The organism is Streptomyces sp. NPDC091376 (assembly GCF_044757085.1).
In the GTDB taxonomy this organism is placed as follows: domain Bacteria; phylum Actinomycetota; class Actinomycetes; order Streptomycetales; family Streptomycetaceae; genus Streptomyces; species Streptomyces pratisoli.
The window spans coordinates 226,665-238,040 of record NZ_JBIVUF010000011.1 but is presented as its reverse complement, the minus strand read 5'-3'; the positions used below and the strand labels follow the sequence as shown (position 1 = coordinate 238,040).

Below are 11,376 nucleotides of genomic sequence, written 5' to 3'. Positions count from 1 at the left end.
ACCGGGCCTACGCTCTCGGCACGATCTGACTATCCGTCAGCCAGAGGGGACGGCCGTGACCGACACCGCACACGCCCTGGGCGACTCCCGCTCGCTCTGGGAGCTGATCGACCGCCGCGCCGCGCTCACCCCGGACCGCACCGTGCTGATCCAGGACGACCGGAGCATCGGCTTCGGCGAGCTGCGGACGCGGTGCGAACGGGTCGCCGCCGGGCTGTACGGGCTCGGCGTACGTCCCGGCACGGTCGTGGCCTGGCAGCTGCCCACCCGTATCGAGACCGTCCTGCTGACCGGGGCGCTGGCCAGGCTCGGCGCCGTCCAGTCCCCGGTGATCCCCTTCTACCGGGAGCGCGAGGTGGGCTTCGCGCTGAACGCCGCGAAGGCGGAGTTCTTCGCCGTACCGGGCCTCTGGCGGGGCTACGACCACGCGGAGATGGCGCACCGGATCGGCGCACGCGGCGTCTTCCAGGCGTACGGCGACCTGCCCGAGGGCGATCCGTCCGTACTGCCCGCACCACCCTCCGAAGGCACCTCGGTGCGCTGGATCTACTGGACCTCCGGCACCACGTCCGACCCCAAGGGCGTCCTGCACACGGACCGTTCGCTGATCGCCGGCGGATCCTGCCTGGCGCACGCCCTGCGCCTCACGTCCGACGACGTGGGCTCGATCGCGTTCCCCTTCGCCCACATCGGCGGCGCGGACTATCTGGTGATGCTGCTGCTGTACGGCTTCCCTGCGGTCCTCTTCGAGAAGTTCGCGCTGCCCCAGGCGCTGGACGCCTACCGCAGGCACGGAGTCACGACCGCGGGCGGATCGACGGCCTTCTACTCGATGTTCCTCGCCGAGCAGCGCAAACAGCCCGGCGAACCGGTGGTCCCCACGCTGCGGCTGCTCGCGGGCGGCGGGGCCGCGAAGCCACCGGAGCTGTACCACGCGGTCGTACGGGAGATGGGCGTACAGCTCACCCACGGCTACGGGATGACCGAGGTCCCCATGATCACGATGGGCGCGCCGGACGACACCCCCGAGAACCTCGCGACGACGGAGGGGCGGCCGCCCGAGGGCATGGAGATACGGATCGTCGACGGCGAGGTGCGGCTGCGCGGCGAGGCCGTCTGCCGGGGCTATCTGGACCCGGAGCAGACCGCGGCGGTCTTCGACGCCGACGGCTTCCTCATCACCGGGGACCTGGGGTATCTCACCGCCTCCGGTCATCTCGTCCTGACCGGCAGGCTGAAGGACGTCATCATCCGCAAGGGCGAGAACATCTCCGCCAAGGAGATCGAGGACCTGCTGCACGAACACCCGGGCGTCGGCGACGCGGCGGTGATCGGGCTGCCGGACCCGGAGCGCGGGGAGCGGGTCTGCGCGGTGATCGAGCAGCCGCGGGGCGCGGCGCCGTTGACCCTGGAGGAGGTCACCGCGTACCTGCGGGGCGCGGGGCTCTCCGTGCACAAGCTGCCGGAACAGCTGGAGGTCGTGGCCGAGCTGCCCCGTAACGACACACTGCGCAAGGTGCTCAAGTACAAGCTGCGCGAACGGTTCACTGGGGCGGACACGACATCCATGGCGTGAACGCCGCCCATGACGGGAACGGTGCCCACGTCGTGACCGGCATCCCCGACACGAACGGCACGACCATGAGCCTCAGCATCCGCAACCAGCTGTCCGGCACCGTGATCGCGGTCTCCACCGGACCGGCCATGGCGACGGTGAAGATCCGCCTCGACAGCGGCCGGGAACTCACCGCGGCCGTGACCGCCGAGGCCGTCGCCGATCTGGGCATCTTCCCGGGCGGCACGGTGAACGCCCTGATGAAGGCGAGCGAGGTGGCGCTCGCCACCGCACCCGTGGACGGCCTCAGCATCCGCAACCAGCTGCCCGGCGCGGTGACGTCGGTGACCCCGGGCGCAGCGATGGCGGTGGTCCGGGTCGCGATCGAGGGCGGCATCACCCTGACCTCCGCGATCACCAAGGAGGCGGCGGACGAACTCGGCCTCGCGGCGGGAAGTCCGGTGGTCGCCCTGATCAAGGCGACGGAGATCTCGCTCTCCACGTCGTGAGCCGCTCCCCCGGGAGCCGGTGGCCCTGCCGTCCCCGCGCGCCGCACGCGGGCCCGGGGACGTGTCAGAGACGGGAGAGGGACGCCGCCGCGGAGAGGACGTCGCGAATGGCCTCGCGGTCGCCGTCCTGACCTGCGGCGGCTTCGGCCGGTGGGACGTGCCCGGCCACGAGCTGGCAGAACTCGACGCTGTCGAGGGCGACTTGGGCCACGGTGTGGTCGGGGTCGCCGACCGCCGCGGGTGAGTCCAGGGCGATGTACCAGTTGCCGCCGCCCGCGCCCTCGACCTCCAGGTGGAGCGTGCGGCCCGGCGAGCCCGCCGTGACCAGGTGGCGGGCCGGGGCCGCGAGACCCGCGCGGCGGCGGGCGGCCAGTGCGGCGGGGAGCAGCCGGGCCGCAAGGTCGATCATGTGGTGCAGATGGGACGCGCTCGGCGGATCGTACGGATAGGCCACCGCGTTCGCGATGTCGTCCGCGTGCACCCAGCACTCGAAGGCCCGGTCGAGCATCGAGTCCCGCAGCGGCAGCGCGAACTCCCCGTACGACACCGACAGCTCCGACACCCCACGCCCGGCGAACGACACGGTCCGCACGAGCGCATGGCTCTGCTGTCGCCAGGGCTCGCGCACCGTCCGCGTCGGCGGCCGGTAGCCCGAGCGCCAGTAGCGTTCCGTGCGCTCGGCCGGGGACGTCGGCGCGTCGGAGCCCGCGGGATCGTCCAGGCCGAGGGCCGAGGCGACCAGCCCGTCCACGGTCATGAGGTGGCCGATCACTCCGGCGACCGTGGTCTTGCGGTTGACCGCCTCCTCGCCGGCGAACCACTTCAGCCGTACCGGCGCGTGCCATTCCGAGTCCCCGATGTCCCGCAGCAGCGCGTCGAGCCGGGCCGTCTCCGCGTCGTACGCGGTCGCCCAGGCGGGCACGGGGATACGGGCGGGCCGCCGGCCCAGACAGTTCTCCAGGACCCGGGACCGCAGCAGCGGATCCAGGTCGAGATCCCGGTCGGTGTGCAGCAGCGCGACCGCGTCACGCAGCCGCAGCGCCTCCTCCGCACAGGGTGCGCACCCGGTGAGGTGGTCCTCCACGGCGGCCGTCTCCTCCGCGGAGCACGCGGCCAGCGCCCAGGCGCCGAGCAGCGACTTCAGCACGCCGTGCGGCACGGGCTCGGCGGGCACGGGAGGCGGCGACGGCAGCACGTCGGGCGGCGCGAGGTCGTCCCCCGCCGCACGCGGTCCGGGTATGCGCGGTGCGGCGTCCGGCCCGTCGTCGGGCCCCTCCGGGCCGTGGCCGCCGCCCTGCGGCCCGTTCACCGGCCGCGCCGGGGTCCGGGCGGCGACGAGCCGTCGAGCGGGCGGGTGTTGGCCGTGGACAGCAGCTGCAGCCCGAGCCGCAGCCTGCGGCGGGCCTCGTCCGCGGTGACCCCGAGATCGGCCGCGGTCTGCCGGTAGTCCCGGCGCTGGTGGTAGGCCAGCTCCAGCGCGGCGCGCAGCGGCGCCGGCATCGACGTCACGATGTAGTCGGCGCGGGCCGCGACCGAGGCGCGGCGCAGCTTCTGCTCCAGCTCCTCCGCGCTGCCCTCGCCGCTCTCCGCGGCCGCCGCCCGCTCCTGTTCGCGCAGCCGGTGCAGGGCCTGGCGGTTGGTGAGCCGGGCCATCCAGGAGCGCATCGAGCCGTCCTTGGGGTCGTAGGCGTCCGGGTTCTCCCAGACATAGCCGAACACCTCACGGGTGACCTGGTCGGCCGCGGAGTCGTCGTCCAGCACACGATGGGCCTGGCTGTGCACGAGCGAGGCGAACCGGTCGTACAGCTCACCGAGCGCGGCGGCCTCGCCCCTCGCCAACCGCTGCTGCATCCTGCGGTCCCAGCGAGGTGGTGTGTCCTTCGCCATCCGGCGGCCCCCAGCCTTCTGCCCGTCCCGTCGACCTCTGCGTGCCGTCTGCTGCCTACCCTGCCCGTCGTCCACTCGAATGTCATGCGATGCGGCCGAAACGCACACCCCTTTATGGCAAGTGCACCCCTGGGAAGCGCTGGGATGGTAGGGGGTTTCATCGCGGTGGAGCGGGGCAGCAGCGGCGGAAGGAACGAGAAGTTCCGGTACTTCCGGGTCGGGAGACGACCACGTCCGGATCGGGACCGCTGCGACGAGAGGGCCGCGCGTGATGCTCAAGGTGGAACAGACCGAGCAGGCCGCCTGGACCATACTCCACATACGGGGCGAACTGGATCTGGTCAGCTCCCCGGAAATACGCCGTCGTGTCCATGACGCCGTCGCCACCGGCCGACGCGACCTGGTGCTCGACCTCTCCGAAGTGGTCTTCTGCGACTCCAGCGGCGTGGGCGTGCTGATCGCGTCGCGCAGGCTGCTGCGCTCCTGCCGCGGACGGCTGAGACTGGTCCTGCCGGCCCGCGGCGAGGAGGCGGGCCCCGGCCGCCCCGGAGGCGAGGACGGCTCGCACGTGAACCGGGTACTGGCCGCCCTGGGAGTGCGCCGGCTGTTCGAGGTGTACGAGGACGCCGACGCCGCGACCGGGGACGAGGCCAGGCCCCTCTCCGCGTAACGGGCGCACGAACGGCTCCGACGTCGTACGCTCCCCGCATGGACAGCGCAGAATACGAGCGCAAGATCGCCCACCGATTCGCCGAGTTCGACCAGGACGGCAACGGTTACATCGATCGCGCGGACTTCAGCACGGCGGCCGCGACGCTCCTCGCCGAATTCGGCACGACCGCCCGCTCCGACAAGGGGCAGGCCCTCTACTCGGGCGCGGAGGCGTTCTGGCAGGGCATGGCGGGAATCGCCGACGTGGACGGCGACCAGCGGGTCACGCGCCAGGAATTCATCACGGGCGCGGTGAAGCGGCTGCGCGACAACCCCCGACGCTTCGCGGAGATCGCCCGCCCCTTCCTCCACGCGGTCGTCGCCATCGCCGACGAGGACGGAGCCGGGGTCACCCAGGCCGGCGCCGCGCGGGTGCTCCGCGTCCTGGGCGTCGAGCCGGAGCGGTGCGCGATGGTGGCCGCCGCGCTGGACGCGGACGGCGACGACAGGATCAGCGAGGACGAGATCCTCGCCGCGTTCGCCGCGTACTACGTGACCGGGGAGCCCGACACCCCCTGAACCCCGATCTCCGGGCCCCGGTCGTGCGCTGTGAGTGAGAACACCCGGCGCGGGACCGGGGCCCCTGTCATGCCACTCGTGCCGCCGGAGCCGGCGCCGGGCCATCGGGCCTCCCGTCGGGCCGCCGGGACATCCGTCAGGCCAACGGTGCATCCGACATCGTGCGGGCCACGTCGACGAAGCCCGGCCGCTCGGCGACCAGACGGCCGTCACGGACGACCTGGAACGTCACCTTGGGGTTGACGACCCGGGGGAAGCCCGGGACGCCCAGCAAGTCCTCGAAGCGCCAGCGGAGAGCGGGGGTGAGGCCGCCGGTGTCGACGCGGACACCGGTGTCGAGCGCGTGGGCGATCGCGCCGGGAGTGACCGAGTCGCGGTCCAGCGCCTCGATGACCTTCGTCAGCACGGTGTACGCGATCCACGTGGTCTGCACACCCGCGTCGGCCGGGTCGATCCGGTTGTCCCCGAACGCGTGGTTGCGGATCACCTCCCGCATCGTGCCCCAGCGGGCGTCGCCCGCGTCCGGGTACCAGCCGGTCATGTAGGCGCCCTCGAAGGGACCGCCCGCACCGCCCGTCCTGTCGATCAGCGGCTGGCCGACGGAGCTCAGCACGGAGGAGATCCGCACGTCGCTCTCGTCCTCCGGCAGCCGGCGGAAGGAGTCGAAGAAGTTCGCCGTGCGCTCGCCGAGCACCGCCGTGACGCAGCCCTTCTCCGAGCCGGCCTCGTCCCGCGCCTCCTCGGCCTCCTTCAGGTACTCGGAGGCGTCCTCGGCGGCCTTGACGTCGGTGGACGGCCGACCCTTGCCGGACAGCAGCCCGGTGTTGAGCAGCACCGGGAGGTCGTCGCCCGCGACCGTGTCGGGCCGGACGAGCGACACCTTGCGGCAGCCGGCCGCCAGTTGCCGGCCGTTGCCCGCGAGAAGCGCCGCCTGGCCGCCGTTGACGGGGTAGGAGAGATAGCTGGTGAACTCTTCCTCGGAGACGCCGTAGCCGCCGATGTACGGGATGCCCGCGGCCTCCAGCGGCGCCATGAAGGCACGGCCGTTCTGGCTGTACGAGCCGACGACCGCGGCCACCTCCTCCTTGACCGCACGCCGGGCGCAGGCCGCGGCACCCGCGGTCGTGTTGCGCTCGTTGCAGGTCAGGACGCGCAGCTCGTGGCCGTCGATGCCGCCCTTCTCGTTGACGTACTTGGCGTACGCCTGGGCCATGGCGGGCATACCGGGCATGTTCGTCGCGCGGGTCTCGTCGGGCGCGAAGGTCATCACCGTGATCGGCCCGCGGGAGCCCCCCGAGTCGCCGGGGAGCATGCCGCATCCGCCCAGCGTGACCCCGACCGCCGCCATACACGCGGCGAGGACGGTCGCGGTTCGGTAGGGGCGGGGAGTGGAGGAGCGTCGCCAACCGGTCATGTCCCTGCACAATTCCGCCTCATGGGTAACGCTGGAATGGCCCTGGCTCAACAACGAGTGACGGCGAGGTGAATTGCAGGGGGCGAAGATCCGCCAAATGTGGGGAACGTACGATCGACGCCGTGCAAGCAACGTCGATGAAGTCTTCCCGCCGCGGTGGTCGCTCCTCCACCATGGGCGACATGCCCCTGAACGACATGCCCTGGTGGCGCTGGCGCAGCAATGTGCGCTCGGCGCTGCACATGTTTTCCGATCCCGTCTTCCACCAGGAGATCTGGCTGGCGGGCCACGAGGGATACGGCGACATCACCGACGCCGTCTACCGGCTCGTCGAGGACACCTGGCTGGACAACTGGTCCGCCGAGAAGTACGTGGGAACGATCTTCCGCGACTCGGGTGAGGCCGCTCTCGTCGACGTGGCCGTCCTGCGGGTGCTGAGGATCATGCACCAGGTGGGCGCGGACGCACCGGTCTCGGCCTACATGGAGCACCACGGATGGCCGGAGGCGGTACGGGCCGCGCGCGAGGCCCACGTACAGCTGGCGGCGAACGACGGGGAGGACCCGGACACGCCGCCGCGCACCCTCGAGGTACTGCGGATCATGACGCGGTCCGCCTGACGGACTCTCCTCCGTGGGCACCCGTGGGGTGTGGCACCCTACGAAGATGACCGACCAGTACGTCCTCACGCTTTCCTGCCCGGACAAACAGGGCATTGTGCACGCCGTGTCCAGTTACCTCTTCATCACCGGCTGCAACATCGAGGACAGCCAGCAGTTCGGGGACCGGGACACGGGCCTGTTCTTCATGCGGGTGCACTTCTCGGCGGAGGCGCCGGTGACCGTGGACAAGCTGCGGGCCAGCTTCGCCGCGGTGGGCGACTCGTTCGCGATGGACTGGCAGATCCATCTCGCCGAAGAGCGCATGCGGGTCGTGCTGATGGTCAGCAAATTCGGTCACTGCCTGAACGACCTGCTCTTCCGGTCCAGGATCGGGGCACTGCCGGTGGACATCGCGGCGGTGGTCTCCAACCACACGGACTTCGCGGAACTCGTCGCCTCCTACGACATTCCGTTCCGGCACATTCCGGTCACCAAGGACAACAAGGCGGACGCGGAGGCGGAGCTGCTCGAGCTGGTACGCGAGGAGGACGTCGAGCTCGTCGTGCTCGCGCGCTACATGCAGGTCCTCTCCGACGACCTGTGCAAGCAGCTGAGCGGCCGGATCATCAACATCCACCACTCCTTCCTGCCGAGCTTCAAGGGCGCGAAGCCCTACCACCAGGCGCATGCGCGCGGTGTGAAGCTGATCGGCGCGACGGCGCACTATGTGACGGCCGATCTCGACGAGGGCCCCATCATCGAGCAGGAGGTCGAGCGGGTGGGCCACGAGGTGACCCCCGAGCAACTGGTGGCGGTCGGCCGCGACGTGGAGTGCCAGGCCCTGGCCCGCGCGGTGAAGTGGCACGCGGAGCACCGGATCCTGCTGAACGGCCGCCGCACGGTGGTCTTCGCGTAGCGAGGCACGGTGCCACCGGTCCTACCGGTGCGCCCCGAGTTGGTACACCCCGACCCGATGCGCTCCCACCCGATGCGCTCCGACCCTGCGCGCACCGCCCGGTGCGCGCCAGGGAGGTCGTCGGCCCTGGACCCTCTGCGCCCCCGGGCCGGCGGGCGGCTCAGAGCTGTTCCGCGCGGCGTTCCGTGAGGCCGTACTTGCCGGCGATCTTGTTCCAGAGACCGGACGCCTCGCGCTTGGCCGTCGTCGCCTCGCCGCTCTTGCGGTTGCCCTGCGCCGCCTGGCCCGTGTTGCGGGCCTTGCCACCGGGGCAGCCCTTCTTGTCCTTGACCTGGCCAGCCCACGCCGCGTAGTGGTCGTCGGCCGCTGCCGAGGCCTCCCACGCCTTCTTCAGGGACGCCGTGAGCGCCTCGTGGTCCGGGAGCTTGTCCACGGACAGGCCGCCCAGACGCGTCACGAGACCGCGCCGCTGCTCGGCCGCGCCGCGCAGGTCCGTCGCCGCCTGGTCCAGGTTCTTGCAGGACTTGATCGACTCCACGGACCGGATCACCGCGGAACGGCTGTCGTTGCTGTCCGCGAGCAGCTTGTCCAACTCCTCGGCCTGCGGCTTCGCCGGGTCCGCGGCCTCCGACGAACCGGGCGCGGGCGAAGTCGCCGCCGCGACGCCCTTGTTGTCGTTCTCGCCCTTGTCGTCGTCACCGCCGCCGAACATCAGCGCGCTCGCGCCGAGTCCGATCACGGCGCAGCCGACGACGACCGCGGCGATCAGCGGCAGCCGCGAGGAACGGCGCGGTGCGGGGCCGGAGTCGTAGGACTGCGACGGAGCGTCGTAGGACTGCTGCTGCGGCGTGAAGCCCTGCGCGGATCCGTACGACTGCTGCGGCGGGGCGCCGTACGGCTGCTGAGGGGCGCTGTAAGACTGCTGCTGCGGAGCGCCCTGATCCTGCACGGGCGGAAGGTACTGCGTCGCCTCCGCCGGGCCCTCGCTGCGGAAGAGATTGTCGAACTCGGCCGGCGGCTGCCGGTCGCCCGGCGCTCCGGGCCTGATTCCGTACGGGGCACCGGGCGGCGGGGTCGGGACCTGCTGCTGCGGAGCACCCTGCTGCTGCACCGGCGGCAGGTACTGCGTCGCGTCCGCCGCACCTGCCGGATCGCCGGCGGCCGCCGGCCTGACCCCGAGGAACTGCGTCGACTCGGCGGGGTTCTCCGGCGACAGCGCCCCGGCGGTGGGCGGGACGGGCGCGATGTACTGCGTGGCGTCGGCGTCGGGTCCCGCGCCGGGCGCCCCGGGGTACTGCCCCGGCTGCCCGTAGACCTGCCCGTACGTCTGCGCGGGCATCTGCGGGTGCTGAGCCGTCTGCGGGTGCTGAGCGGTCTGCGGGTGCTGAGCGGTCTGCGGAGGCAGCGGCTGCCCGTACACCCCCGCACCCGGCACCTCCTCCTGCGGCAACGGCTGTGCGCCCTGCCCGGGCCCCCAGGGCGCACCCCACGGGGTCCCACCCGCCGGAGCGACCTGCTCACCGCTGACTCCGGGTATCCAGGGCTCACTGCCGTCCGCGGGCAGCACGACACCTTCGTGCGCGGGCCGCGCGGCGGGAAGCCGCGACTCGTCACCCTGTCCGCTGTGCGTCACCGGGACTCCTACGTGTGGACCTACGGAATCGTCGGCTCACGCTACCGGGTGTCTCAGGGCGTCCGCACACGCGTGTGGTACCCGTAACAAGAACACACGCCAAGACGCTGTATACGGACCAAGATCCCAAGTGGCCCCTGGCCAGGGGCTTTCATGCCGCGTGGGTCTGCAGCCTCGCCCCGAACTCCCGTACCGCCGGCTCCGAACTGTAGGGCTCCAGCCGCTGCTGCAGATCGTCGAGATACTCCACGCCCCGGCTCGAGCGCAGCGTCGCCAGCAGCTCCGCCGCCCGGGCGCCCGTCCGGCAGGCCGCCTCGACCTCGCGCTGCTGCACCTGGGCCGTCGCCAGCAGGACGAGTCCGATGGCGCGTCGCCTGGCGCGGGATTCGGGGTGACCTTCGAGGGATTCGGTGGCGCGACGGGCCGCCTGCTCCGCCTGCCCCAGGTCGCGATGGCAGTGGGCCAGCTCGTCGGACAGATAGGCATGGTCGAAATGTGCGATCCAGTCGGGATCGTCCCCCGAGTCCGGATCGGCCCGGTCCAGCGCGCCGATCGCCCTGCCCATGGCCTCCTCACAGACACGGGCATCGCCCAGCAGCGCGTGCCCCCGGGCCTCCGCCGCGTGGAACATCGCCTCCGCCCGCGGCGTGACCTGCCCCCGCGCGCCTTCCTGCGCGGCCCGCGCGAGCTGCGCGATCTCCCGCGGATTCCCCAGCTGTGCCGCGAGATGGCTCATCGAGGCGGCCAGGACATAGCCCCCGTACGCCCGGTCGCCCGCCGCCTGGGCAAGCCGCAGCGCCTGGATGTAGTAGCGCTGGGCGAGCCCGGGGTGTCCCGTGTCCACCGCCATGTAGCCCGCCAGCTCCGTCAGCCGCGCCGCGGCCGCGAAGAGCTGCCGGCCCACCGGCTCCGGGTACGAGCCGGAAAGCAGCCCGGACACCACGCTGTTGAGGTAGTGGACGACGACCGGCCGCACATGCCCGGCACCGAAGCGGTGGTCGAGGCCCGTGAGCGCCTTCGTCATCGCCCGTACGGCCTCGACGTCCGACATCCCCACCCGCGCGCCCGCCTGCCGGGCCACGTGCGCGTCCGCGCCGGTGATCAACCAGTCGCGGCTGGGCTCGACGAGGGCCGAGGCGGCGACCGTCGAGCCGCTCAGGAAGTCCCGCCTGCCCACGTCGCTGCGCCACAGCTCACAGACCTGCTCGATCGCGCCGAACACGGTCGGCGCGAACTGCAGCCCGACACCGGACGCCAGGTTCTTGCCGTTGGCCATGCCGATCTCGTCGATGCTGACCGTGCGCCCGAGCTTGCGGCCCAGCGCCTCGGCGATGATCCCGGGTGCCCGCCCGCGCGGCTGCTGCCCGCGCAGCCAGCGCGCCACCGACGTCTTGTCGTACCGCAGGTCCAGGCCGCGCTCCGCCCCGACCATGTTGACCCTGCGGGCCAGACCGGCGTTGGAACAGCCCGCCTCCTGGATGAGCGCCTGCAGCCTCTCGTTCGGCTGACGTGCGACGAGTGGCCTCGCTGCCATGACTAACCCCCTGTAGCGGACCGCACCGGTCGCGATCTCCGTGGTGATCTTCAATTGATCACTTCCCGGCGTTATCCGGAGAATGCCGATGAGCTC

At 71.8% G+C, this 11,376-nt stretch carries 11 protein-coding genes; 6 read left to right on the top strand and 5 right to left on the bottom strand.

Annotated features, from left to right (window positions below; translation table 11 throughout):
- Nucleotides 1-55: 55 nt before the first annotated feature.
- On the top strand, nt 56-1,576 hold the full coding sequence (locus tag ACIQMR_RS24275; protein WP_401390861.1) for a class I adenylate-forming enzyme family protein: 1,521 nt from the start codon (nt 56-58) through the stop codon (nt 1,574-1,576).
- 65 nt (nt 1,577-1,641) lie between these two features.
- On the top strand, nt 1,642-2,064 hold the full coding sequence (locus ACIQMR_RS24270; protein WP_401391053.1) for a molybdopterin-binding protein: 423 nt from the start codon (nt 1,642-1,644) through the stop codon (nt 2,062-2,064).
- Nucleotides 2,065-2,128: 64 nt separating this feature from the next.
- On the opposite strand, the gene ACIQMR_RS24265 is transcribed toward ACIQMR_RS24270, so the two are convergent.
- A complete protein-coding gene (locus tag ACIQMR_RS24265) occupies nt 2,129-3,373 on the bottom strand; it encodes a maleylpyruvate isomerase N-terminal domain-containing protein (protein ID WP_401390858.1) in 1,245 nt (414 codons plus the stop codon).
- The gene (locus ACIQMR_RS24260) at nt 3,370-3,951 is read right to left on the bottom strand and encodes a sigma-70 family RNA polymerase sigma factor (protein ID WP_401390855.1); all 582 of its coding nucleotides are present in this window, start codon (nt 3,949-3,951) and stop codon (nt 3,370-3,372) included. Before ACIQMR_RS24260 ends, ACIQMR_RS24265 begins: the two co-directional genes overlap by 4 nt.
- A gap of 268 nt (nt 3,952-4,219) precedes the next feature.
- Between ACIQMR_RS24260 and ACIQMR_RS24255 the strand changes: the two genes are divergently transcribed.
- Both ACIQMR_RS24255 and ACIQMR_RS24250 read left to right on the top strand, forming a co-directional pair.
- Complete coding sequence (locus tag ACIQMR_RS24255; RefSeq protein ID WP_401390851.1) at nt 4,220-4,621, top strand: STAS domain-containing protein; 402 nt, start codon at nt 4,220-4,222, stop codon at nt 4,619-4,621.
- 38 nt (nt 4,622-4,659) lie between these two features.
- Nucleotides 4,660-5,181, top strand: coding sequence for an EF-hand domain-containing protein (locus tag ACIQMR_RS24250; RefSeq protein WP_401390848.1), 522 nt, complete (start codon nt 4,660-4,662; stop codon nt 5,179-5,181).
- Nucleotides 5,182-5,317: 136 nt separating this feature from the next.
- Here the strand turns inward: ACIQMR_RS24250 and ACIQMR_RS24245 are convergent, their stop codons facing one another.
- A complete protein-coding gene (locus ACIQMR_RS24245) occupies nt 5,318-6,595 on the bottom strand; it encodes an ABC transporter substrate-binding protein (protein ID WP_401390846.1) in 1,278 nt (425 codons plus the stop codon).
- A 173-nt stretch (nt 6,596-6,768) separates the two neighbouring features.
- Here ACIQMR_RS24245 and ACIQMR_RS24240 point away from each other — a divergent pair, with 173 nt between their 5' ends.
- Both ACIQMR_RS24240 and purU read left to right on the top strand, forming a co-directional pair.
- Nucleotides 6,769-7,215, top strand: coding sequence for a hypothetical protein (locus tag ACIQMR_RS24240; RefSeq protein WP_401391050.1), 447 nt, complete (start codon nt 6,769-6,771; stop codon nt 7,213-7,215).
- Nucleotides 7,216-7,261: 46 nt separating this feature from the next.
- On the top strand, nt 7,262-8,113 hold the full coding sequence (purU, locus tag ACIQMR_RS24235) for a formyltetrahydrofolate deformylase (protein WP_401390843.1): 852 nt from the start codon (nt 7,262-7,264) through the stop codon (nt 8,111-8,113).
- Nucleotides 8,114-8,273: 160 nt separating this feature from the next.
- On the opposite strand, the gene ACIQMR_RS24230 is transcribed toward purU, so the two are convergent.
- Both ACIQMR_RS24230 and ACIQMR_RS24225 read right to left on the bottom strand, forming a co-directional pair.
- Nucleotides 8,274-9,746: a hypothetical protein gene (locus ACIQMR_RS24230; protein WP_401390840.1), complete on the bottom strand. Its 1,473-nt coding sequence runs from the start codon at nt 9,744-9,746 to the stop codon at nt 8,274-8,276.
- Nucleotides 9,747-9,897: 151 nt separating this feature from the next.
- Complete coding sequence (locus ACIQMR_RS24225; RefSeq protein WP_401390838.1) at nt 9,898-11,280, bottom strand: transcriptional regulator; 1,383 nt, start codon at nt 11,278-11,280, stop codon at nt 9,898-9,900.
- Between the last annotated feature and the right edge of the window lie 96 nt (nt 11,281-11,376).